Origin of the sequence: Synechococcus elongatus PCC 11801 (genome assembly GCF_003846445.2) — a bacterium.
Lineage (GTDB): Bacteria > Cyanobacteriota > Cyanobacteriia > Synechococcales > Synechococcaceae > Synechococcus > Synechococcus elongatus_A.
In genome coordinates this window covers 643,415-668,657 of the sequence record NZ_CP030139.2, presented here as the reverse complement: position 1 = coordinate 668,657, position 25,243 = coordinate 643,415, and the positions used below count along the sequence as shown (strand labels likewise).

Annotated in this window: 15 protein-coding genes and 2 tRNA genes; 5 read left to right on the top strand and 12 right to left on the bottom strand. The window is 55.3% G+C overall.

Annotated elements, in window-relative coordinates:
- Nucleotides 1-221 precede the first annotated feature (221 nt).
- The 4 genes from DOP62_RS03085 (at nucleotide 222) to DOP62_RS03070 (ending at nucleotide 4,366) form a co-directional block, all read left to right on the top strand.
- Entirely contained in the window at nucleotides 222-1,817 is a 1,596-nt protein-coding gene (locus tag DOP62_RS03085; RefSeq protein ID WP_208672698.1) for an iron uptake porin, read from the top strand.
- A 178-nt stretch (nucleotides 1,818-1,995) separates the two neighbouring features.
- On the top strand, nucleotides 1,996-2,436 hold the full coding sequence (locus DOP62_RS03080) for an RrF2 family transcriptional regulator (RefSeq protein ID WP_208672700.1): 441 nt from the start codon (nucleotides 1,996-1,998) through the stop codon (nucleotides 2,434-2,436).
- 272 nt (nucleotides 2,437-2,708) lie between these two features.
- Nucleotides 2,709-3,671, top strand: coding sequence for a cysteine synthase A (gene cysK / locus DOP62_RS03075; protein WP_208677744.1), 963 nt, complete (start codon nucleotides 2,709-2,711; stop codon nucleotides 3,669-3,671).
- 5 nt (nucleotides 3,672-3,676) lie between these two features.
- Nucleotides 3,677-4,366 (top strand): J domain-containing protein, encoded by a 690-nt coding sequence (locus tag DOP62_RS03070; protein ID WP_208672703.1) that lies wholly within the window; start codon nucleotides 3,677-3,679, stop codon nucleotides 4,364-4,366.
- 98 nt (nucleotides 4,367-4,464) lie between these two features.
- Here the strand turns inward: DOP62_RS03070 and DOP62_RS03065 are convergent, their stop codons facing one another.
- The 9 genes from DOP62_RS03065 to rpsT all read right to left on the bottom strand — a co-directional run bounded on the left by DOP62_RS03065 (nucleotide 4,465) and on the right by rpsT (nucleotide 20,948).
- The gene (locus tag DOP62_RS03065) at nucleotides 4,465-4,794 is read right to left on the bottom strand and encodes a hypothetical protein (RefSeq protein ID WP_208672707.1); all 330 of its coding nucleotides are present in this window, start codon (nucleotides 4,792-4,794) and stop codon (nucleotides 4,465-4,467) included.
- A gap of 99 nt (nucleotides 4,795-4,893) precedes the next feature.
- Nucleotides 4,894-7,410, bottom strand: coding sequence for a sigma 54-interacting transcriptional regulator (locus DOP62_RS03060; protein ID WP_208672710.1), 2,517 nt, complete (start codon nucleotides 7,408-7,410; stop codon nucleotides 4,894-4,896).
- A gap of 108 nt (nucleotides 7,411-7,518) precedes the next feature.
- Nucleotides 7,519-8,316, bottom strand: a complete 798-nt coding sequence (locus tag DOP62_RS03055) for an E3 ubiquitin ligase family protein (RefSeq protein ID WP_208672713.1) — start codon at nucleotides 8,314-8,316, stop codon at nucleotides 7,519-7,521.
- Between the two features lie 81 nt (nucleotides 8,317-8,397).
- The gene (gene typA, locus DOP62_RS03050; protein ID WP_208672715.1) at nucleotides 8,398-10,191 is read right to left on the bottom strand and encodes a translational GTPase TypA; all 1,794 of its coding nucleotides are present in this window, start codon (nucleotides 10,189-10,191) and stop codon (nucleotides 8,398-8,400) included.
- A 193-nt stretch (nucleotides 10,192-10,384) separates the two neighbouring features.
- On the bottom strand, nucleotides 10,385-14,341 hold the full coding sequence (locus DOP62_RS03045) for a DNA-directed RNA polymerase subunit beta' (RefSeq protein ID WP_208672718.1): 3,957 nt from the start codon (nucleotides 14,339-14,341) through the stop codon (nucleotides 10,385-10,387).
- 70 nt (nucleotides 14,342-14,411) lie between these two features.
- Complete coding sequence (locus tag DOP62_RS03040; protein WP_208672720.1) at nucleotides 14,412-16,286, bottom strand: DNA-directed RNA polymerase subunit gamma; 1,875 nt, start codon at nucleotides 16,284-16,286, stop codon at nucleotides 14,412-14,414.
- Nucleotides 16,287-16,403: 117 nt separating this feature from the next.
- A complete protein-coding gene (rpoB, locus tag DOP62_RS03035; protein ID WP_208672723.1) occupies nucleotides 16,404-19,706 on the bottom strand; it encodes a DNA-directed RNA polymerase subunit beta in 3,303 nt (1,100 codons plus the stop codon).
- 81 nt (nucleotides 19,707-19,787) lie between these two features.
- Nucleotides 19,788-20,585, bottom strand: a complete 798-nt coding sequence (locus DOP62_RS03030; protein ID WP_208672725.1) for a TatD family hydrolase — start codon at nucleotides 20,583-20,585, stop codon at nucleotides 19,788-19,790.
- Between the two features lie 66 nt (nucleotides 20,586-20,651).
- Nucleotides 20,652-20,948 carry a 30S ribosomal protein S20 gene (rpsT, locus tag DOP62_RS03025; RefSeq protein WP_011244815.1) on the bottom strand — a complete coding sequence of 99 codons (297 nt, stop codon included), beginning with the start codon at nucleotides 20,946-20,948 and terminating at the stop codon, nucleotides 20,652-20,654.
- A 204-nt stretch (nucleotides 20,949-21,152) separates the two neighbouring features.
- On the opposite strand from rpsT, the gene hisD reads away from it, so the two are divergent.
- A complete protein-coding gene (hisD, locus tag DOP62_RS03020) occupies nucleotides 21,153-22,457 on the top strand; it encodes a histidinol dehydrogenase (RefSeq protein ID WP_208676966.1) in 1,305 nt (434 codons plus the stop codon).
- 46 nt (nucleotides 22,458-22,503) lie between these two features.
- On the opposite strand, the gene DOP62_RS03015 is transcribed toward hisD, so the two are convergent.
- From DOP62_RS03015 to DOP62_RS03005, 3 genes are all read right to left on the bottom strand, one after another.
- Nucleotides 22,504-24,843, bottom strand: coding sequence for an ATP-dependent helicase (locus tag DOP62_RS03015; protein WP_261789760.1), 2,340 nt, complete (start codon nucleotides 24,841-24,843; stop codon nucleotides 22,504-22,506).
- 229 nt (nucleotides 24,844-25,072) lie between these two features.
- A tRNA-Thr gene (locus DOP62_RS03010) sits at nucleotides 25,073-25,144 on the bottom strand.
- Between the two features lie 10 nt (nucleotides 25,145-25,154).
- A tRNA-Tyr gene (locus DOP62_RS03005) sits at nucleotides 25,155-25,236 on the bottom strand.
- Nucleotides 25,237-25,243 lie beyond the last annotated feature (7 nt).

The following is a 25,243-nucleotide window of genomic DNA, read 5'->3' as shown; positions in this document are numbered from 1 at the left end:
AGTCAAATCGGTGGGTGGAGCAGTATCGCTGTTCCACCCATCTCTTTTGAGTGGGTCCGCTGGGGGTTTGTGGGTTTGTATTGAAGATGACTGTTGCAGATTTTGCAGAACCCCTATGCAGGATGTGTTCTAGAAGACTAGTTTTTTAAAAAAGGATTTGATAATTTACAAGCCGAGAATGATGGTCTAGCCATTTCTCTCTACATGGTGTGAGGTTATCAATGAAACGCCTTTTCTCGGCGCTGTTGCTCGCTCCGGCATTGGCCGGTGTAGCTGCAAGCGCAGCATCAGCGAATGGTCTGAACAACGACCAACTCCAAAAAATTGACGCTGTTACCCCCAACGGCATTACGGCAGGCCAAATCACCTCAATCGGTGAACTGAGCGATGTTAAGCCGACCGACTGGGCTTATCAAGCACTGCAATCTTTGGTTGAGCGCTACGGTTGCATCGTCGGTTATCCCGATCGCACTTACCGTGGCAGCCGTGCCCTGACTCGTTATGAGTTTGCTGCTGGCTTGAACGCCTGCTTGGACAAAGTCATTGAATTCGCAGCTTCGAAAGAGGATCTCGATACCCTCAAGCGACTGACTGAAGAATTCCAAGCTGAACTCGCAACCCTCCGCGGCCGTGTCGATAGCCTCGAAGCTCGCGTTAAAGAGCTTGAAGCTACTCGCTTCTCGACCACTACGAAACTTCAAGGTGAAGTGATCTTCAGCTTGGATGCCGTTGCTAACTCGGCTGGGAATGAGCGGAACCAAGATGGGGCTGTTTCCTTCGGTAACCGTGTCACCCTCAACCTGAACACGAGCTTTACCGGTAAAGACTTGTTGCTGACCCGCCTACGGGCTCGCAACATTGAAACCATCCAACAGCGCTTGTCGCCTGGCTTCAACCCCTCGGGTTCACGGCTTGACTACGATGGTACTGGTTCTCCTGGTGTTCCTAACTCCGCTAATACCTTCTTCCTCGATAAATTGCTCTACCGGTTCCCAGTTGGTGACGTTTCCTTCACCGTTGGTACGGCAGGCATTCAGCCTCAAGACTATGGTCTGAGCGACGCAACCTTCTTCAGCAGCCCTGCGAATACAAAGGCGTTCAAATACGTTGGCGCAGGTGTCTATGCTGATACCCGTGACGCCGATACTGCAGGTGTTGGCTTCAACTGGAAAGTCAGCAAGAACTTCAGCTTCCAAGCAGGCTATATCAACCGCAACTCGGCTGATGTTTCAGCTGCAAACAGCGGTGGCTTCTTCGCTTTCACTCCAGCAGGTACCGGCACCAATTCTTGGGACGTTAATGCCCAAGTCAAGTTCAACACGGACAACAACAAGTTCCGTGCAGCTCTAGCCTACGCTCTGCGTAACGGTCGCTACGCCACTGACTTCGGTACCACCAACGCCTTCCAGCCGTTTGGTGCGACCAACTACAACAGCAACAACTTGGCTCTGACCTTGGGCTGGGCAATTTCTGATGCTGTCACTCTGTCGGCTGGCTATGGCATCGGCTTTGTCAACGAGCAAGGCACGAACCAAAATGCAACCGTTCAGAACTATGCAATTGGTTTGACCTTCCCGAATCTCTTTGCTGATGGCAACGAGTTTGGGGTCGCTGCCGGTCAACAACCGTGGGTCAGCAGTGCATCGACTCGCTCAGCTGAAGATACGGGCTCCTTTGGCGTTGAAACCTACTACAAATTCCAAGTGACGGATAATATTTCCATCACCCCTGGGATCTATGTGTTTAACAACACCAACGGTCAGCAAGATGGTGGAACGACCTATGTTCCATTCCTGAAAACGGTCTTCCGTTTCTAGGACTTAATTCCCGCACAAGGATTGAGCGATCGCTTAATCCTTGTGTAACTCTTTCCTCACCCTTTCGGCTCTCGTTTTGCGGGAGCCTTTTTTGATCGCCACAATGAGCAACCCAGAAATCCTCAATCTCCAGTGGAGAATGGGTGTATAATCAGCTACGGCTGTATGGATCAATCGCGTGGAGCTGTCTGGAAAGTGTGAGTATGCTCTCCTAGCCTTGATTGAGCTAGCCAGAGGTCACAACAATGGTGAGCCACAACAAATTAAGCAGCTTGCAGAAAAGCAAAATATCCCCGATCGCTATCTTGAGCAGCTGTTAGCAACACTCCGACGGGGCGGTATTGTCCGCAGCGTCCGTGGAGCGCGAGGGGGGTATTTACTGGCTCGCGAGCCTTGGCAAATTTCCATGCAAGATGTCGTCTACTGTATTGATGGTGCCGAACCACAACGAATAGAAAGCACAGATCAACAGTCAGTAACTATTGAACGCCAGATTCTAGTTGATATTAATCATGAGCTTTGCAAAGCGGCTGAGGATGTTTTAGCAGGCTATAGCCTGCAGGATCTACTCGAAATTCGTGAAAATCGAGCAAGTACTGACTTGATGTATTACATCTAAAATTAGCGAGAGTTAGATAACTTCTATCTATTTGATTAACCCTAGCTAAAGCTCAGTGAGTCGTGGGTGCTTAAATTTAAGCCATGGCTGGCATGACGGACACAAACTGATGCGATCGCGATTGCACTCATCTGTCATCAATTTTGCTGACTCAACTTGGGATTACAGTTACTTTGACATGCGAACTTAAAGAATCGCAGCTGATGGGCCTACTGCCAACGATGTAGGTCATGATTGTAGGGATGCCATCTTCACGCGCCAACTGCTCAGCCATGCGAATTGCTCAAAACATCACGGAACTGATTGGTCGGACTCCTCTGGTACAGCTCAACCGCATTCCTGCTGCTGACGATTGCTTGGCCAGAATTGTCGTGAAGCTGGAGAGCTTCAATCCTTCGGCTTCAGTCAAAGACCGGATTGGCATCAGCATGATTCTGGAAGCAGAGCGGCAGGGGCTGATTTCGCCTGATCGCACCATTCTGGTTGAGCCGACGTCGGGGAATACTGGCATTGCCTTGGCGATGGCTGCTGCTGCTCGGGGCTACCGACTAATTTTAACGATGCCGGACACGATGAGTTCTGAGCGGCGAGCAATGCTGCGGGCCTATGGTGCCACGCTGGAGCTGACACCTGGCATTGAAGGAATGGCTGGTTGTATCCAGCGGGCGCAGGAAATTGTTGCCTCGCATCCTGAGGCTTACATGCTGCAGCAATTCAAGAATCCGGCCAATCCCAAGATTCACCGCGAAACCACCGCAGAAGAGATTTGGACCGATACCGATGGCACTGTCGATATTTTGATTGCTGGTGTGGGTACGGGTGGAACGATCACTGGTGTTGCTGAGGTCTTGAAACAGCGCAAGCCGTCTTTTCAAGCGATCGCGGTTGAACCGGTCAATAGTCCAGTCCTGTCGGGTGGGCGTCCTGGCCCGCACAAAATTCAGGGCATTGGGGCCGGTTTTGTGCCCGAAGTACTGGCCACGAAGCTGATTGATGAAGTGGTGACTGTCAGTGATGATGACGCGATCGCCTATGGTCGTCGCTTAGCTCGGGAAGAAGGGTTGTTGTCAGGGATTTCGAGTGGGGCTGCCGTTGCAGCAGCTGTCCAAGTTGCCCGTCGACCAGAGAATGCCGACAAGCTGATCGTGGTGATTCTGCCCAGCTTTGGCGAGCGTTACCTGAGTACGCCGCTGTTCCAAGAACCGGAATTGGTGGCAGCAAGCAGTAACGGATAGGGCAGTTGTCAGACCACTACGCAACGTTGGGCGTGTCGCCTAGCGCTAGCCAGCAAGAGATTAAGCTGGCCTATCGACAGTTGGCGAAGCAGTACCATCCCGATCGCAATGCCAAGGCAGGCCATGAGCGCATCATTGCGATCAATGCGGCCTACGAAGTGCTGGGTAATGCTGAGGAACGGCGTCGCTACGATGCGTTACGGGGTAGTAGCCGTCAGTCTGCTACTGAACGCACCGTGGCAGCCCAAGATCACTATCGGCAACAGCGGCGGCGCCAGGGCGATCGGGATGAGGCCGTTGAACGCTGGCTGAAGCGGGTTTATGAACCAGCTCAGGCTGCGATCGGAAAAATTCTGCGTCCCTTCCGAGCTGAGCTCACTGCCTTAGCTGCCGATCCCTACGACGATGCGTTAATGGCGGCCTTTGAAGCCTACATTGAGCGATCGCGTCAATACCAAGCGCAGGCAGAACGTTATTTGCAATCGGAACCTGCACCAGCTATGGCTGGGGCAATCGCGCGCCTCCTCTTTCAATGCCTGAATCAGACAAGTGATGCGCTGGATGAGTTAGAACGTTACTGTCTGGGTTACAACGATGACTGCTTACGGGATGGACGCGAAATGATGCGAATCGCCCAACGTCTCCGCCAAGAGTTACAGGCGATCGTGCGTCAGCAACCGGGTCGGAGTCACTAGTTACAAAAGCTGGAAGTTTAGAGAGTCGTTCTGAGTCATTCGTTTCCTAGCTGTTTCTGGCTTCTATTGACTGCAGTCAGGCTGTGAACTTTTGCTATTTACATCAAGGGTAAACGCAGCAGAAAGAGTCCCCAAGCAGCAGTCAAGCCATAGTAACAATAGCCAGCGACTCTGACCGCCCCAGAAAAGTAGCGGTTCTTTTTGATCAGGAAAAAGGTAGGGATCAGGAGTAGCGTAGAAGGTAAATAAACCCCGATGAGAATGAGCGTTCCAAAACCCATGTAGCCTCCTCCTTCAACAAAAAAGAGCCGGTACACTCCCCAGAGAATTGCAATCACGATTAAGGTGATTTGCAACGCTGAAATCATCTCAAATAGGTTATAAGGTTTCGATGATTGCTCAGGATTCGGCGGTTGAGGGAAACTCATGGTCAGCCTCTGAGTAAAATGCGATCGTCCTTATTGTTCGTGGTTCATCGAATCCTGCAACCTGGAAAATAGACCCGCCACACTCACAGTCAAGTCTCGTTAGACAATCAATTGCCAGAGCAGGCTGGTGAAGCCTACGGCTAAACCATGTTGTGGCAAGAGCGATCGCCAGGGCTGACGGGCAATTTTTTGCGTGACCAACAGGGTGGCAACTAGACCCAAGATCAGGCTGCTCGCTTGCAGAAAGGCAATGACCGCAGGATCAACGCTGTATTGCAGTAGCCCCGTGCTGGGCCAGCCAAAGCTGAGTGCTGTCCGAGGCAGAATTTGTCCCAATTCCGTCAAACCCATCCAGAGGTAATGAGCCACGCTTGCTGCCAACACCAAGGGCAAGTAGCCATAAGCCAGTTCTGTCAAAGATTTCAGACGGGGTTGCCACAGGTGGAGCAAGCGATCGCTGAAAAAGGCCAGTAGTCCTGGGGCACCCAGCACAGCCGTTGCCAAAATGGCATGCAACCCTAAGGATGTCAGCCAGCGATCGCCTAACCCAAAGACCTGGGCAATTTGGGGCAGATGGTGCAGAAATACAGCACCTAGCAAGAGGAATAGAAGCGATGCTTCCGATCGCGTTGCCACATGAGTTGTCCAGAGTTCGATCGCTGGCGGTCGTAGATTCAGTTCCACAGAGCGATGGGGACAGGCCTTGAGACAGGTCATGCAGAGGACGCAGTTTCGGTTATCCACCAGCTGAGCTGGATGGGAATAGACCGGGCAACCCATCGTTTCTTGGCCTTCCCCTTTTTCAGGGCCACCTTTGTAGCACTGGTAGGTATTGCAGGTGGCCGAGCAGACGCCGCGTTTGGCACGCAGTTCAATCACCGCTAATTTGGCAAACAGCCCATTCATCCCTCCAATGGGGCAGAGATAGCGACACCAAAACCGCCGCTCAAACAGCAGTGAAAACGTGATCGCTCCAGCGGTAATCAGCAGCAGCAGACAGGCCGACAACCAAGCGACATCTTCGAGGTGCCAGAGCTCTTCCCAGAGCAGAATTAGGGCAAAGAGGCCAAAGAGAAACCAGCCGCCCCAGCGTTCTGCCGCTGCTCGGGGCCAAGGTAAAAGCGATCGCGGCCAAAGCTTCAGTGATATCCACTGCACTAACTCGCCGTAGATCATGAAGGGGCAATAGGCACACCAAAGCCGCCCCACGAAGGGGAACGCCAGCAGAATCAGCGGCCACCAGCCCGCCCAAAACAGCGTCAGCCCCACATTCTCGGCGCGTGTCTGCGGTCCTAAAAACAGCAGGGCCACGACGGCGGTGTAAACCCCTAGAATCAGACCGTAGTTGATGCGCGTTGGCCACCAATCGCTGCGCAGTAGTTGCCGCAGGCGAGGATAGGCGTTGAGTAGATTCCAGCGGAAGCGATCACCTTTGGTCGAGGCAAACCAAAAGACATCTTCGGTCAGCACGGCTGCTTGCCCGCTTTGTACCAAAGCCCGCTCCACCAGGCTTTCCAGCTCGGTGATGTTGCCGGGATAGTCGTAGTTCTGGAGCTGGCGCTCGGCTTCTGGCGTGAGCTTGGGGCGAGGCTGCCGCCGCGTTTGGCAAAAGCGACTGAGGAAGTATTTGACGCTAGCGACAATATCAGCCTTACGGATCCGCAGGGGCGGCACTTTGATGGTTTGAGCACAGTGCCGCGCCAAATCAGTGGGATTAGTTTCTGCCACCAAAATCAGGCGTGCCAGACAGGGATGAGGTTCCGGTTCTGGGACTTGCAGCGTCGACAGCGGTCGATAGTAGCCTGTGGCGAGGAGCTCAATCACCCGCGATCGCAGATCAGCCGGCAGTTCTTGGACGTTGTTGAGCAACACTGTGCCCTTGCCAACCCAATCCAGCAGCCCTCGCCGTTCGTTGGCACGGCCAAAGAGCTCGACACCGTTGGGTTGCAGCGTATTGCAGTTGATTTTGATCAGGGGCTCACGGCGATCGCGCGATCCGAAATGGATCAGCGCGGCAATGTTGTCCTTACCCAGACCTGGCTCGCCAAAAATTAACACTGGCTGGCGATCGCGGCGCGCTGCTGCCTGGCGAATGTCTTGCCGCAGCCGCTGGGCATAGCGACTACTCCCGACAATCCCACGCCGCATTTTGGGGACAACGTAGGGTTGCAACTCCCGCAGCCGTGCCTGCTCAAACTGTAGCTGAGCAGTGACAGCATCTAGAGCTGCCGCCAATTGGACAGAGAGGTGGCGATCGAGTTCACTGAAGTCTGCTGCGATTGCCCTTAGTTGATCTGCGGACAATTGCCAGATCAAGGCAGCGGAAGCAGTCGTCACGCGCTGGTTGATTGGTTGACGGAGCAGGATCTCTTGCAAATTGAGCACGCTACCTGGCAGGAGGCGATCGCAAGTCCCTGTTTGAGGATTCTGGCGATCGAGTTCGCCGCTCACCAGAATGAACAAAGCGGTTGGTACCGTACCGTGATCAATCAACAGTTGACCGCTTTCGATGGGGACTTCAGTCAGTTCAGTGGCGATCGCCGTGATTGCCCGCTCTGATAAGCCCGAAAATAAAGTGTTCTCTGCTAGCCAACGCTGTTTCTCGATTGTTTCCATCCGTCAACCCACAAGCGCTGTGCTCCCATTCTCGCTGCTGATCTCTCAGGAGCAGGTTTCGTCAGCCTAGTGTTTCCTTAGCGATGGGATTGACTGCCGAAACAGGTATTAGAACAACTTGAGGAGTGCTGCGATCGCACTGATAGCTGCGACACCGGCACTGGCGATCCCACCAACCGTCACCCACTGAATCGTCTGTTTGACCTCTTGCAACACGGCATTCTCAGGTTTGAGAGCAATGAAAAACTGCTGGCGCGCTTCCGTACTGGGGCCGAGCGTCAATTCACCCGTTTCATCACTGGCAGCCCCGACGACGAGGATCGAGCGATCGCAGGGCAAAATTTCCTCGCGGTAGCGATAGCCCAGGGTCTTACCAGTACCGCCATTGACCGACAAACTGAGCGAAAAGCCGCCAAAACTCAAACTGTTTGTGGAGCTTGCAGGCCGAAATTCATCTAGGACAGGAATCGTCGCAATCGAAGCAGCCTCAGGTTCCACGCGAATCCGGCCATGCTGATCCCGCAGATAAAAAGGGGTACTACGACGGTTCTGGCTGATTGTTTCCGAGCGGCGTTCCGTCGTCCAAGTCACCTTGCCTTCGCTGTCTTCTTGGCGGACACGCTCTTCGTATTCGCGGCTGACTGTAAAGCTGTAGTAGACGCAGGGCTCTTCTTTTAATTCCGAAATCAACGGCTGGTCGACCTCGATCGCGCCCCACATTTTGACGTATTGACGCAAACTGCCCGCGCCAATCTCACCAGCTACATGATCCGCGATTTCCTTGAGCTGCCGGCTATTGGCAGGTTGTGCCAACAGCAAGCTCTGGAGCTTGATCCGATAATGACGGCGCACAAAATAGAGCACGATCGCAGCGATCGCCGTAACTGCCGCGAGAATGGCCGCCATAAATTGCCAACAAAAAGGAGCTAGCTCCGACAATAGTCGGCTGCTCGCTCCCTTTCAAGTCAATTTAGAGGGGATGAGGCCCTAACGCTTAGCGAGTTTCTTCGCCGGTAGCTTCCGCAGACGGATCGACTCTGGCGTCACTTCCAACAGCTCATCAGAACCGATGTATTCCAGTGCCCGTTCCAGGGTCATTTGGATCGGCGTTTGCAGCTGTACTAGTTCATCGCCCGTTGCTGAGCGGTGGTTAGTCAGTGCTTTGGTTTTACAAACGTTCAGCTCCAGATCTTGGGGCCGGTTGTGCTCGCCAACAATCATGCCTTTGTAGACCTTGGTGCCCGGCTCGATGAAGAAAGCACCGCGATCCTCAGCGTTCTTGAGGGCGTAGAAGGTAGCCGTGCCTTCTTCAAAGGCAATCAGCACCCCATTACGGCGCATTTCCAGGTCACCACAGAAGGGACGGTACTCCAAGAAGGAGTGGTTCATGATCCCTTCGCCACGGGTGAGGCGGATGAAGTCGCCCCGGAAGCCAATCAGACCCCGCGCCGGAATCACAAACTCCAGAATCGTACGGCCATTGCCGACGGCTTCCATGTTCTGCATTTCGGCTTTACGGGTACCCAAGCGCTCGATCACGCTACCGACCGCGTCGTCGGGCACGTCCATCACGAGCGTTTCAAACGGTTCGCCCGGCTGACCGTTGACTTCCCGGAAGATTACCTGCGGCTGCGACACTTGGAACTCGTAGCCTTCGCGACGCATCGTTTCGATCAAGATGCCGAGGTGCAGTTCACCCCGACCCGAGACCATGAAGCGATCGGGAGAATCCGTTTCTTCTACCCGCAGCGCCACGTTGGTTTCCAGCTCACGCAGCAGGCGATCGCGGACTTGGCGGCTGGTGACAAACTTACCTTCTTTGCCAGCAAAGGGTGAGTCGTTGACGCAGAAGGTCATCTGCAAGGTCGGCTCGTCAACCTTGATTAGCGGCAGCGCCAAAGGTTCGTTCGGACAAGCCAGGGTTTCACCAATGTTGGCATCGGCAAAGCCTGCCACGGCCACAATCATGCCAGCGGTGGCTTGCTCAATTTCAATCCGCTTCAGACCCTCAAAGCCCAGAAGCTTGGTCACTTTGCCCCGCACCACGCTGCCATCTTCCTTGAGCAAAGCGGTCGGCTGACCCATGTTGATCGTGCCGTTGTGGATCTTGCCGATCACAATCCGACCCAAGAAGTCTGAATAGTCGAGGGTCGTCACCTGCAGTTGCAGCGGCTTGCTGACGTCACCGATTGGCGGTGGAACATGGCGCAAAATCGCATCGAACAGCGGCTGCATGTCCTTGTTTTCATCTTCCAAAGACTCTTTCGCAAAACCGCTCAGACCGGAAGCAAAGAGGTAGGGGAACTCGCACTGATCGTCGTCAGCACCCAGTTCGATGAAGAGATCCAGAACCTTATCGACAGCAACCATCGGCTCAGCACGAGGGCGATCGATTTTGTTGACGACGACAATCGGTCGCAGCCCTTTTTCGAGTGCTTTTTTCAGCACAAATCGGGTCTGGGGCATGGGACCTTCGTTAGCATCCACAATCAGGATGCAGCCATCCACCATGCCCAAAACACGCTCGACTTCACCCCCGAAGTCCGCGTGACCGGGCGTATCGACAATATTGATTAGTGTGTCTTTGTATTTGACAGCTGTATTTTTGGAAAGAATGGTGATGCCCCGTTCCCGCTCCAGATCGTTGGAGTCCATGACGCAATCCGGAACGTCTTCGCCCTCACGGAAAATGCCAGATTGTTTGAGCAGAGCGTCAACCAAGGTTGTTTTGCCGTGGTCAACGTGGGCAATGATCGCAACGTTGCGAATGGGGAGCGACATAGAATTCCGCGAGCGTAGGAACCCTCAAGCTGAGCAGGGCTAAAAGAGCAACGAAAGCTTGAGTTGTGTATTTTTCTAACTATTTTACTGGCGATTGGATCCCTTTGGGATATCGATCGCCCAAGTTGTCAACTGATTCAAAAAAAGAGGAGGCGATCGCCCCCTCTTGTCACTTCAAGTTGCGCGATGGTGACTAGTCTTCGTCAACATCCACAAAGTTGCGACGGCTGGCACTGCTGTCATCAATCAGCTCATCACCGTCGTCGAGAATCATCGACTCCCCTTCTGCAAAGGTCATGGAGCGACTAAAGTCGCGGCCTTCGTTTAGGGTGTAGCTGCGAGCAGCCCGATCATCGATCACCACGTCGGCTAGGTCGTCATCGTAGACGCGATCGTCGTAGCCACTGTCCACATCGGTCAGTAGCGACTCTTCGTAGGCTTTGAAGCCCGTGCCAGCCGGAATTAGACGCCCGATGATCACGTTCTCTTTGAGACCGCGCAGCCAGTCGGACTTGCCTTCGATCGCCGCTTCCGTAAGTACCCGTGTGGTCTCTTGGAAACTAGCCGCCGAAATGAAGCTGTTGGTGTTGAGCGAGGCTTTGGTGATCCCCAACAGAACCGGTGTGAACTGAGCCGGAGCCATACCCGTCAGGGCCATGGTGTTGTTGGAGTTGTAGACCTCGCGCAGCTCGTGCAGCTCGCCCGGCAGCATGATGGTGTCGCCGCCATCGTCGATCCGCACTTTAGAGGTCATCTGCCGCACGATGACTTCAATGTGTTTGTCCGAAATATCAATCCCTTGCGATTGATAAACCGACTGCACTTCGTTCACCAGCAGCGCTTGCACCCGACGCAGACTCTCGAGAGCAGCTTCGTAATCGTTACCAAACTGCTCGCGGAAATAGTCGTAGTAGATTTCCAGCAAATCATGGGGATTTGCAGGACCATCAGTCAGGGCTTGACCTGCATCCACGGTTTCCCCATCACTGATGATCAGTGGCTGACCGGGGCCAACCGGATAATCGGCTTGGGTTCCATCTGCCTCAATGACTTGGATGTCGATCGCGTCGTCATCGCTGTAGTTGATGTGGGCAACACCCGGACGGCGGGCCAGAATGCAGGCTTCCTTCGGCTTCCGAGCTTCCAGCAACTCCTCAATCCGCGGTAGACCTTGGATGATGTCACCGGTTTTGGCCCGCTCAAACACAAGCAGCACCAAGTTATCGCCCCGTTGCACCAAACCCTTGTCTTCGACGTGGAGCACGGCACCCTGCGAGACACGGTAAGGACGCGCAATCCGCAGTTGCAGTTGACCCGGAGCGATCGAGCGCACCTCACCTGATTCAGGGGCAATGATGCCATCTGCTAGCTGGGTGCCAGCCACAATCAAAGAGCCCGGCTGCAGCTGCGTAGCAGCACTAACATCGAGATCGAGTGTGATGCAATCCCGCTCCCGCTCAACCAAGAGGCGACGAACTGCTTCGCTACCTTCTTGGATGCCTCGGACAATCCCGGATTCCTTGCACTGAATTTGGGTGCAGGCAATGACAGCACCCGGCTTCACCTTCTGACCATCTTTGACCCGTAGCTCCGTATGGGTGCTGCCATGGGTCGTGTCAGAAGCGACATCGCGACGGATCACAACCGGCTCAATAATCACCAGTTGCAGCCGCAGGGTTTCCGGATCTTTGTTATCTGGCAGCAGCTCAATGTCTGCTGAGAGTTGCGAAGATCCCTCTTCAGATTCCAGCACCAACTGAGTTCGCAGAAGGTCAACACCTTCGACTGACTTAATCCGCTCACCATCTTGGAACTGCAGACGCTGAACCGCGCGTAAGCGAATTGAGCGACTGTTCGACTCTTGGGACGAGTCTTGGCTAGGCACCGGCGGTTCATCGGGAATCACCAGCTCTTGCACGGGTCGCAGGAGGAGCAAGGGGCCATCAGTTCCATCGACGGCCTCGGCCCAGACCAACTGCTCCGCAGTTAAGCCCGGAAATACCTCCTCACCCGCATTGACCAAGCGACCTTCGTCGTACTTCGCCGCGGTGTCCGGGTCATCCAGCACATGAACATCCCCGGGCTTGATCACAATTTCCCGCAAGATGTCGTTGTTTTGGGTCACTGAGACGATCCCTGTCGTCTGACAGAAGATGTCCTTGACGACTTCGGTCCCGGCTTCGACTAGCTGACCGTCCTCAACGTTCAGCAGCGAAATATCTTTATTGACTTCGTGGGTCTCTTCCGGAATCCAGAGCAGGGTGCCACCTTTGGTGACTTCGTAGCCCTGCTTGGCCTTGGCCCGACCTTTTTTGGAGATCTCCACGCCGGAGTACTTGAGGATGCCACCGGTTTGCGTCCGATAGCGGCTGTCAATTAACTCCGCCACGACATGGCCGGTAGTCACTTTCGTGCCCGGAGCAGCCAACAGGTTAAATCGCTGTCCAGCCTTGGTTTCGATCACATAGTGTTCACGTCCTTGGCTAGCTTCAGCTTTGACTGTGGCAGTATCCAACACCACCGATGCGGTGATGATTTCGACTTCTCGGTGGGTGCTGGTGCTGTTGTCCTCACCCATCCGTACGGTGCCACCACGCTCGGTGACTAGCTTGGTCTCCGCGAGAACGTCACCAACATCGACGCGATCGCCGTTCTTGACGGTCGGTTCTGCCCCAGGCAGTAGGTTGTAGACATCCCCTGCCAAGACCCAGAGCAGGCCGCCGCGCTGGGCAATTCGGGTGGTGTTGCCTTGGCGATCGGTTTTCTCCTCCGGAACAATGTCTTGGAAGCGAATTTCACCAGCCAAATCTGTTGCCACGTCCTTGGTGGCTTTCTCCACGGTCCGTTTGGTTCGACCGCTGACCGGTACTTCCGCCAAGATCGTCTCTGCTGTGACTTTATCGCCATCGTTCACAAACAGCGTTGAGCCTTGCAGAATCGCAAAAGTCTCCTTACGGCCTTTGCCTTCTAGGACGAGGTCAAAGTTGGCCTCAGCAAGCAGGGCTTCTTCGCCGTGCCGCGTCCGATAGGGACGAGTCCGAGCTTTTTTGCCGAGCTTGATCGTGCCTGCAGAGGGTGCCCGTAACAAACGCGCCGTCTCACCGGTGAACACCCCACCCGTGTGGAAAGTCCGCATGGTCAGCTGGGTACCGGGCTCACCAATTGACTGAGCCGCAATAATCCCAACCGCTTCGCCCATGTCCACCATTTGGGCGTGGGCAAGGCTCCAGCCGTAGCACTTCCGGCAAACCGATCGCGCTGCTTCACAGGTCAGAGGCGATCGCACTTTGACCTTTTTAATTCCGGCCTTTTCAATGCGATTGGCTAGCCCTTCATCGATGTCCTGACCAGCTTCGGCAAGTACTTCACCCGTCGTCGGATTCACCACGGACTCCGCAGCCACACGACCATGCAGACGCTGAGCGATCGGAATCAAGATGCGATCGCCATCGGTCATTGCTTCCACGAGCAAACCACGACTGGTTCCGCAGTCTTCCTCGTGAATGATCACGTCCTGCGAGACGTCAACCAAGCGGCGGGTCAAGTAGCCCGAGTCAGCCGTCCGTAGCGCCGTATCCACCAGACCTTTCCGGGCACCGTAGGAGGAGATGATGTACTCCGTAACGGTCAATCCCTCACGGAAGTTAGTTTTGATCGGCAAGTCAATGATCTCGCCTTGGGGGTTCGCCATCAAACCCCGCATCCCCACCAACTGCCGCACCTGGGAAATGTTCCCCCGGGCGCCCGAGAACGCCATCATGTAGACGGAGTTGAGCGGATCGGATTCGCGGAAGTTTTTAACAACACGTTCGGTCAGCTCATCGTTAGTAATCGCCCAAGTGTCGATTACTTTCTGGAAGCGTTCCACCTCGGTAATTTCACCGCGGGTGTAGCGATCTTCGGTCTCTTGAATGCGCTGCTCTGCAGATTCCAACAGCTCGGCTTTCGAGCCTGGCACCTTGAGGTCATCAATACTAATCGAGACACCGGCGCGGGTGGCGTAGCGGAATCCCAAAGCCTTGAGGTCATCGGCAACCACAGCCGTCTTGGCGGTCCCGTAGTGAGCAAAGGTCCAGCCGATTAGCTTTTTCAGCTGTTTCTTATCGATGACCCGGTTGCGGAAAATCGGCGTGCTTTTCGCTTCTGCCATGGTTCTTGCGTAATGCTCGGGGACAAGACAACTTGAAACGGGTGAGGCCTGTCGGCAGGCCTCTTAGACACTAGTGAACCAATGCGGTCTGGACCGTGTTGTTGAACAGAATGCGACCTGGCGTGGTTTTCACGTACTGCGATAGACGCTGTCCGTCAGCAGTCTCGCGAACGCGTCGATAGCGGTAAGTTCTCGTGACGGTGCCATCATCCGCCGTGACCACTGACTCGGGTTCATCGCTTTCGCCGTCACTGTCCACTTCACCGTCGAAGCGGACCCAGACCCAGGCATGGAGATCGACTGTGCCCTGTTCAAAGGCTCGAATCGCATCTTCAAGATTGGCAAAGTAGCGACCGGCTCCCTTCTGGGCATTGGGATTCTCGGCTGTCAGGTAGTAGCAGCCCAAGACCATATCCTGCGAGGGCGTGACGATCGGCTGCCCCGTTGCTGGCGACAGGATGTTGCCAGAAGCCAGCATCAGCATGCGTGCTTCGGCCTGCGCTTCGATCGACAGCGGCACGTGAACCGCCATTTGGTCGCCGTCGAAGTCAGCGTTAAACGCAGGGCAGACGAGGGGATGCAGCTGAATCGCACGACCCTCTACCAAGATCGGCTCAAAGGCTTGGATACCCAGACGGTGCAGCGTCGGTGCCCGGTTGAGCATCACGGGGTGTCCTTCGATCACCTCCTCCAACACATCCCAGACCAAGGGATCGTTTTTCTGAATTAGTTTCTTGGCCTGTTTGATGTTGTTAATGCTGTGGTTTTTGATCAGGCGATGGATCACAAACGGCTGGAACAGCTCGATCGCCATCTCCCGCGGCAGACCACACTGGTGAATCTTCAGGTTGGGGCCGACGACGATTACAGAACGACCAGAGTAGTCAACCCGTTTACCGAGAAGGTTTTGCCGGAAGCGACCCTGTTTCCCTTCGATGATGTCGGAGAGGGATTTAAGCGGACGATTGTTCGCACCCACCACGGTACGGCCACGTCGCCCGTTATCGATCAGAGCGTCGACAGCTTCCTGCAGCATCCGCTTTTCATTGCGGACGATGATTTCAGGAGCCAGAATTTCCTGCAGACGAGCCAACCGGTTGTTGCGGTTGATCACCCGGCGATAGAGGTCGTTGAGGTCACTCGTCGCAAAACGGCCACCATCGAGTTGCACCATTGGGCGCAAGTCCGGCGGAATAACCGGGATGACATTGAGCACCATCCATTCCGGCCGAGATTCCGTGCCGATGAAGTTGTCAATCACCCGTAGGCGCTTGATCAGCTTGGCGCGTTTTTGACCCTTCGACTCCGCAATTTCCTGCCGGAGCTTCTCTGACTCCTCGTTGAGGTTCAAATCTTGCAGCAGGCGTTGTAGGGCTTCTGCACCGATGCCGACCTCAATTCCTTCGAGTTGAGAGTCCTCAGCGTAGATTTGATCCTCAATCTCCATCCACTGGTCTTCATTCAGCAGTTGCTTGTATTGCAACTCGCTGTGATTACCAGGTTCGAGAACAACGTAGGAGTTGAAGTAGACAATCTGCTCCACATCCCGCAGAGGCATATCGAGCAGAATGGCAATGTAACTGGGAATGCCTTTCAGGTACCAAACGTGGGCGACCGGAGCAGCCAGTTTGATAAAGCCCATCCGGTGTCGGCGCACCCGCGACTCCGTGACTTCTACCCCGCAGCGTTCACAGACAATGCCACGGTGCCGAACCCGTTTGTACTTACCGCAGTGACATTCCCAATCCTTGGCTGGACCAAAGATTCTTTCGCAAAACAGCCCGTCCATCTCCGGCTTCAGCGTCCGGTAGTTGATGGTTTCCGGCTTGGTCACTTCACCGACTACCTGACCGTTGGGCAGCGTGCGCTCGCCCCACTGCCGGATGCGCTCCGGTGAGGCAAGTGCGATCTTGACGTAGTCAAACCGCTGTTCCTGCTTCGCCATCTTGACCCTCTTCGCGAAATTACTGGCAGACTGCTTTGGCTCAATCTTGGCTAGCGACCGATCGCCGCTAGCAAGGGGATGGCCCCGACTTCAAGACCATCCCCGATCGCTCACGACTTAGTCGTCATCATCATCAATGTCACCAACCGACATTGACTCGTAGGTCGGGCGCGAGGGAGTCCGACGTTGATTGACATCGGCCATCAGATCCACTTCTTTGTCTTCTTCATAGTCCTCGGTCGAGGTCTTATAGACCGCAATGTCGAGGCAGAGCGATTGCAACTCTCGCATCAACACCTTGAAGGACTCTGGCGTACCCGGGCGTGGAATCGCTTTGCCCTTCACGATCGCATTGAGGGCTTCATTCCGCCCTTGCATATCGTCTGACTTGACCGTCAACAACTCTTGCAGGATGTAGGCTGCGCCATAGGCTTCCAAGGCCCACACTTCCATCTCCCCGAAGCGTTGACCACCTTGTTGGGCTTTACCACCAAGGGGCTGCTGGGTAACCAAGGAGTAGGGACCCGTTGAACGGGCGTGGATCTTGTCGTCGACCAAGTGCACCAGTTTGAGCATGTAAGCTCGACCCACCGTCACCGGGCGATCGAAGGGCTCACCAGTTCGACCGTCATAAACCTGGATCTTGCCGGGTTCATCATCGCTGAAGACCCACGGCTGTCGTGTTTGCTCCCGAGCCTCAGACAGCTTGGCGTTGACCGTCAAGCGCGAGGCTTCTGCCCCATACATCTCGTCAAAGGGAGTGACTTTGAAGCGGGCATCGAGTAGCTGACCTGCCCAGCCGAGCATGCACTCGAACACCTGGCCGACGTTCATCCGCGAGGGCACACCCAGGGGATTGAGAACGATGTCCAGCGGGGTGCCATCCGGCAGGTAGGGCATATCCTCGCAGGGCAGAATCCGCGAGATGATCCCCTTGTTCCCGTGGCGGCCGGCCATCTTGTCGCCGACTTGGATCTTGCGTTTTTGAGCCACATAGACCCGGACGACCATATTGGCGCCCGGTGGTAACTCATCACCCTGCTCGCGGGTAAAGAGACGCACATCAACGACGCGGCCTTTCTCACCGTTGGGGACTCGCAGCGAGTTGTCGCGGACATCCCGCGCTTTCTCACCAAAGATTGCCCGCAACAGTTTCTCTTCCGGCGGCTGATCCGATTCGCCTTTGGGGGTTACCTTGCCGACCAAGATGTCGCCGGACTCAACCCAAGCGCCGACGCGGATGATCCCGTTTTCGTCGAGTTGACGCAGGGCATCTTCGCCAACGTTGGGAATTTCGCGGGTAATCTCCTCAGGGCCTAACTTGGTCTGACGAGCCTCAATCTCGAATTTTTCGATGTGGATCGAGGTATAGACGTCGTCATAGACCAGCCGCTCGCTGATCAGAATCGCGTCCTCGTAGTTGTAGCCTTCCCAAGGCATGTAGGCGACGAGGATGTTTTGCCCCAGGGCCAGCTCACCTTTTTCAGTGGCAGAACCGTCAGCAATCACCTGACCCCGTTGAACGCGATCGCCTTCAAACACGATCGGGCGCTGGTTCAGACAGGTGTCTTGGTTCGAGCGCTGGTACTTCTGTAGGGAGTAGCCATACTTCTCACCCGTGTCAGCCGTCACTTCAATGTGAGTGGCATCGACGTAGGAGATCGTGCCGTCGACCGGGCTGGTGATCACCATCCCTGAGTCACGGGCCGCTTGGGGCTCCAGACCTGTCCCGACCAAAGGCCGCTCTGGCCGCAACAGCGGCACCGCCTGCCGTTGCATGTTCGAGCCCATTAGGGCACGGTTGGCGTCATCGTGTTCCAAGAAAGGAATCAGTGACGTTGCAACCGAGATGATTTGCACCGGCGACAGCGCAACGTAGTCCACCCGCTCCGATGTCGTGGTGGTGAAGTCCTGGCGATAACGCACCGGAATTGTGGTTCCCAGGATGTAGCCTGCATCATCCGTGGCCACGTCTCCCGGAGCCACCCGCAGGTCATCTTCTTGGTCAGCAGTCATGTAGACCGGCGCCAAGTCCTTGCGCACCCGTCCTTCTTCGACGCGCCAGAACGGCGTTTCAATAAAGCCGTAGTCGTTGACACGGGCGTGGGTCGCCAAGGAACCAATCAGACCCGCGTTCGGGCCTTCCGGCGTTTCAATCGGGCAAATCCGGCCGTAGTGACTGGGGTGAATGTCCCGCACCGCAAAGCCAGCCCGCTCCCGTGTCAAGCCACCGGGACCGAGGGCACTCAGACGCCGTTTGTGGGTCAACTCCGCCAAGGGGTTGGTTTGGTCCATGAACTGCGAGAGTTGTGAGGAACCAAAGAACTCTTTGATCGCAGCCACCAGCGGTTTGGGGTTGACCAACGAGGCCGGCGAGAGGCTGTCGGAATCCGACACCGTCATCCGTTCCCGAATGATCCGCTCCAAGCGATTCAGACCAACCCGCACTTGGTTTTGCAGCAGTTCTCCAACCGATCGCACGCGACGGTTGCCGAGGTGGTCAATGTCATCCACCTCACAGCCGCCTAAATCCAGCTCGAGGTTAATCAGGTAGTCGATCGCCGCCAGGATATCTTCGGAAGTCAGCGTCCGAACCGTATCAGCAACGTTGAGACCGAGCTTCTTGTTGAGCTTGTAGCGACCCACGCGACCCAAGTCGTAGCGTTTGGGGTCAAAGAAGCGCGACTCCAGCAATTGCTGACCGCCCGAAACGGTCGGAGGCTCACCCGGGCGCAGCTTCCGGTACAGCTCCATCAGCGCTTCGTCTTCGCTAAACTGGCCTTCCTTCTCAACCGTTTTTTGGTAGTACTCGGGGTGACGCAGCTTGTCGTAGATCTCGTTGTCGCTGAGGCCGAGGGCTTTCAGCAACACCTGAGCCGAGAGTTTGCGGGTCTTGTCAATCCGAACCCAAACCAGCCCGTTTTTATCGGTTTCAAACTTCAGCCATGCCCCACGGTTGGGGATCAGGCTGGCATTGTGGGTGAGACGACCGTTTTTATCGCGCTCTGATTTGTAGTAAACCCCAGGGCTACGGACGATTTGGTTGACGATCACCCGCTCAGCACCGTTGATGATGAAGGTGCCGCGGTCGGTCATCAGAGGCAGATCGCCAATAAAGACTTCCTGCTCCTTAATTTCGCCCGTCTCTTTGTTGATCAGGCGCGTCGGTACATACATCTGCACCGAGTAGGTGCCATCGCGCCGTTTTGCTTCATCAACGTCGTACTTCGGGCGCTTGAGCTTATACTGCTTACCGAGGAAGTGCAGCTCAAGCTTACCGGTGTAATCTGTGATCGGTGAAAAGCTTTCTAGCTCTTCAATTAGTCCTTCTTCTAGGAACCAACGGAAGCTATTCCGTTGAATGGCAACAAGATCAGGTAAATGGAAGGCAGCGGGAGCGAGTTGCGTTTGCTCAGCCATGCGTCTCCTCGGTCGTTTAGCGCCGAAGCGCGAATCTACAATTGTAACGGTCTTTGACAACCCTTGCTGATTGCTTAAGGATTAAGCAACTTGCGGTAGAGCAGTCGGTAAACGGAACAGTTCGAAAGCGTTGCGGGTGGTAGTTGCCGCGATCGCTTCCAGAGTTTCGGAACGGACTTCAGCCATCCGAGCCGCCACATGCTGCACGAAAGCCGGTTCATTGCGCTTGCCCCGCTTGGGAACTGGCGCTAGAAACGGACAATCGGTTTCAATCAGCAGGCGATCGCCGGGCACGAGCCGAGCCGAGTCGCGAATCGTCTCGGCTTTGCCAAACGTCAGGGTGCCACTGAAGCTGATGTAAAACCCGAGATCCAAAAACCAGCGGGTTTCTTCCGGCGTGCCGCCCCAGCAGTGCATCACCCCTCTCAGGGGCCCGGGCTGGGACTGCTGCGATCGCAGGACTTGGGCCATGGCTGTCGCTGCCTCACGGCAGTGCAGAATCACTGGCAGATCCAGCGATCGCGCGATTGCTAACTGGGCTTCCACCGCAGCGTACTGATGCTCGTGGTCTTCGGACTTGAAAAAGTCCAAGCCCGTCTCACCAATCGCCACAACCCGCCGATCAGCCCGCGCCAAAGCCTCAATTTCTGTAGCCGTGTCATCCTGCCAAAGCTCTACATCAAGGGGATGCAGGCCCACTGCCAACGACACTTCTGGAAAGCGATCAGCGATCGCTTGCAGTTGTGGAAATTCCGCCGGCGTAACACAGGAATGCACCAAGCGAGTCACACCCGCTTGGCGCCATTGATCAGCCACGGCATCTAGTTCTGCCGCGAAGCAGTCGAAATTGAGGTGAACGTGAGTATCGACGAGCTGCATTGAGTGAGGTCGACAATCCCAGCAACAGTGAACAGCAATAGCCCTACAGTGAGGGGCGATCGCGGTCTAGGCTTGGGGGTCAACCTTCAGGTGGAAGGCTTTGGCAAGACGAGCTTTTTTGCGCGCACCGGTGTTGGCATGCAGAACGCCGCGTTTCACCGCTTTGTCGATTTTGCTGTAGGCCGCCGAGAGGCGTTCGTTCACTGCTTGGCGGGCGGTTTCGTTGGGGTCTGCCGCATAGGCGTCGAAGGCCGTGAAGCAGTGCTTGACCAGCGTTTTGACTGCTGACTTGTAGGCCTTATTGCGGAGGCGGTTGCGCTCCGCGATCTGGACACGTTTGATGGCAGACTTGATATTAGCCACAGCTCAGAAAATCCGTCTGTTGTAGATCGCACAGTCAACGATCATATCAGGTTTTTGGAGATTGTGCTGACAGGGTAATCGCAATCGCTGAGAGTCGCCCAATTGGGACTCGCGATAAGCTGAAAGGACTTTCGGGCTCAAGATTGAGAAGTTTTCATCCTTCGAGAGTCCTTGCCACTCTGGGTTCCGCTGCTGGATGGGGTCATGCTGCGAATTGTTTCTCACCTCGCTGAAGCTCAGGCTGAAATTGAGCGAATTTGCGATCGCACCCATGATGATGCCGTCGTCCACCGTGAAGCCAGCGTTCGGGAGATTGTCCAAGCGGTGCAGCGTCGCGGCGATGCCGCTCTGATCGAATTCACCCAAGAATTTGATGGTTTTGCGTTGCAAGCCGAGAACCTGCGGGTCAGTGGCGCCGAGCTAGATGCGGCCTATCAGCAAATTCCTAAAGACCTCCTTGATGCGATCCGGTTAGCCCATCGTCAAATTGAGGCATTTCACCGTCAGCGCGTACCCAAAAGCTGGGTCCAGTTTGGGGCCGATGGTGAAGTGTTGGGCAAGCGTTATACCCCTGTCGACCGTGCTGGTCTCTATGTACCGGGTGGGCGAGCAGCTTATCCCAGCACGGTGCTGATGAATGCTGTTCCTGCCAAGGTCGCTGGAGTGGAACGGGTGGTGATCACCACGCCACCAGGGCCGGATGGCAGCTTGAACCCGGCTGTTCTTGTCGCGGCACAAGAGGCTGGGATTGAAGAGATTTACCGTGTGGGTGGAGCACAGGCGATCGCAGCTTTGGCCTACGGCACGGCGACCATTCCCAAGGTTGATGTGATCAGCGGCCCCGGCAATATCTATGTGACGCTGGCTAAGAAATTGGTCTATGGCACCGTCGGCATTGACTCCTTGGCAGGGCCTTCTGAGGTGCTGATCATTGCCGATCGCAGTGCCAACCCGCGTTGGGTTGCTGCGGATTTGCTCGCTCAGGCAGAACATGATCCGCTGGCAGCGGCGATTTTGATCACGCCCGATCTAGAGATGGCAACGCAGGTCAGCCTCGAAGTCGAACGGCAGCTGCAGGATCATCCGCGCCGGTTGGTCACCGAAAAAGCGATCGCTCACTACGGCCTTGCGATCGTGGTGGACTCGCTGGAGACAGCCGTGAAGCTCTCGAATCAGTTTGCGCCCGAACACTTGGAACTGGAAGTCGAAGATCCTTGGGCACTCGTTGAAAAGATTCGCCATGCGGGGGCGATCTTCCTCGGCTCTCTGACGCCAGAAGCGATCGGTGACTATGTCGCTGGCCCCAATCACACCCTGCCAACCTCGGGAGCAGCTCGCTATGCCTCAGCCCTGAGTGTGGAAACCTTCCTCAAGTCCTCTAGCCTGATTGAATACACCGCCGCCTCGTTGCAACGGGTGGCGCGAGCAGTCGATGTTCTGGCGACCGCTGAAGGCTTGGAATCGCATGCAGAATCGGTGCGGTTACGCCAGCAGTCGTTGGATCGCTAAGGGCAGTTGAAAACAGCTGCTTCAGACTGTTGCCACTGCAGCCGGGTTAAGACTGCTGCGGCATCAACTCGGCGGTAATCTCGGCCCAAAACTGCTGGATGAGTTCCGATCGCAGGGGTGGGCGATCGCTTTCGATAGCATCCTGAATCCACTGCTGAACCATGTGACAGTGCTGGGCGATCGCTTGAGGAGGGAGTTGGCGCAGGCTGGTCACCAATACTTCATGCAGGCGTTGCTGGGCACAGAACGCAAGATCGATGTGAATCAGTTGACTGCGTTGGCGATCGTTGAGTTGTTGGAGTTGGCCGGTCGCAAGGGCTCGCAATCGTGGCAGGCGTGTTTGGATCTTGCTGATCTGCGCTTCTTGCAAAAAGGGCGATCGCTGCGTGGTGGCGGAGGAAAGGTGCAAATTGTTGATCGATCGCGTTAGAGCCACGTACAAAATGCGGCGCTCCTCTTCCTGCAAGCTGCGATCGAGGACAACTTCTGCGAGTGGATCAAAGCTGTTGCGCCCGGCACCTGATTCACTCTCTCGGCTAGCCCCAAAGGGATAAATGCCTGCATCCAGATCAGGAATAAAAACGGTGTCCCATTCCAGTCCCTTCGCTTTAAACACTGTCAGGAGATTGACGCCACTGCCTTCATCAGACAGGGGCGACTGTTCTTGCAGAGTGGCCATTTCCTGCAGCCAACTTTGGAGATCACGATCGCCCGCAAAAGCTTGCAGCGCATCAATAATCAGGGCTTTTTGAGCCCCACTTTCCGGCGAGATATCGCTATCAATAATCCAGCGGCGCAGATCGAGAAGCTGCTCCAGTTTGGCGATTGCGGCGGCGGCAGAACTGGGTTGAGCCACCAACACCCAGCCAAGGTAATCCAACCAGCGTTGCAGCGATCGGTTGCGGCCCAGGCGATCGCGACAGCGTTGACTGACAATCGTCGCCAAGGGCAAATGAGGATTGTCCAAGGCTTCTTGAAGCATTGAAAGCAGCTCTGGTCGCTTGAGATAGCGGCTGGGGCGACTCGATGTTTCGCGGAATAACTGGTCGTAGCGATCGCGGTTCGTGGGCGTCAGACCGTTCCGGACACGGTTGCGCTCCGCCTCTGCAAACTCCAAGTAGGCCAGCAGTAGTTTGACTTCCCGCCGTAGATAAAACGGCTGGCTACCGGGGATCACGTAGGGCAGTTGTGCTGCCATTAGCTGTTGTTCAATCAGCGGCGTTTGGGCATAGGTGCGAATCAAAATCACTAGATCAGACAAGGGCTTGCCGCGATCGCGATACTCAAGAATTTGCTTGGCGATCGCCGCCGCTTGGGCAGAACCGGACGGGAACGATCGCCACTCACAGTGATGTTGCCAAGCCTTGGTGCCCTGGAGTTGCTTGGGCGATCGCAGGCGATTGTGGCGAATCAGGGCATTGGCCAGCAGGAGCTGGGGCGCACGCGATCGGAAGTTGCGATCAAGGGTGTATTGCACCCACTGGCGATCGCGCAATTTATCCAAAATCAACTGGGGCCGCGCACCACGCCATTCATAAATCGTTTGGTCATCATCCCCAACCACCATCAGGTTCTGCTGGGCTTCATCCAAGACAGAAATGATAAGGTTTTGGGCGCGATTGATGTCTTGATATTCATCAACAATCAGGAAGTCAAAGCGCGATCGCACTCGCTCACGAATGCCGAGATCGGCACAGAGCAAGCGACAGGCATCGACCAACAGATCGTCAAAACTGCGTAACCGTGCGTCTTGGCGGCATTGCTCAAAAGCATCAACACAGATGTTCAGCCAACGCTGTGACTCCGGCCAAACTTCCAGTGTGGCGACGGCCTGCAAGGCTGGAGGCAGCTGTTCAAATTGCCAAGCACTGAAGCGCAGATCACCTTTCAGATAGCCCAGATAGTTAAGGAAGCTGTCTTCAGTCAAGTCCGCAATCTGGCGTTGCTCCGTACTGCTGAGATCCGTCGGTAGATCGAGACGGCCTTGCCGAATCGCAGACTGCATGTCGTAGAACAGCCGTCGCATTTCCCCGTCTGCCGCCAAGGGCCAAGGATCAGCTTCGAGCTTGAGAATTTGCTGCGCCAGGGCATGAAGGGTTCGCACTGCTACCCCTGCCGGCACAGTCAGATGGTCCAGCTTCTCGCGGATCTGACTGCGGGCATAGCGGTTAAAGGTTGTGGCTAGAATCCGCTCTGGTGGGACTTCGACTTGGTGCACCAAGCGCCCAATGCGCCTCGCGATCGTCGTGGTTTTGCCAGCCCCCGCCACGGCAACGACGACTGCCCGTCCCTGCTCATGATCGATGACAGCTTGTTGTTGTGGAGTAGGCCGTAGCAAGCGGATATCAAGACCTGATGGGGACCGAAATTGCAGCCCGAGACCCAACCAGCAACTCTGCAACTGGTTGAGGGTTTCTTGGACAGCCTTTCCATTGTCGAGGGTTGGGCGTCCACCATGCCGCTGTCGTTCTTGGCGCTCTGGTCAAATTTGCTCAGGACAGCTTTGGCAATCGCCCAGCTATCGATAGCGTTTACTGACCGTCGATTCAAAACAAGATTAAAACTCAGTCAATCTCGACAGGTATCACTTCGAGCTGAATCATTAAAGTTTTCAGAGCCCTTAACGAGACTTGAACTCGTGACCTCTCCCTTACCAAGGGAGTGCTCTACCGCTGAGCTATAAGGGCAGTGGAAAGGTGGGCCGAGCTGGATTCGAACCAGCGTAGGCATAGCCAGTGGATTTACAGTCCACCCCCATTAACCACTCGGGCATCGACCCAAGCTTT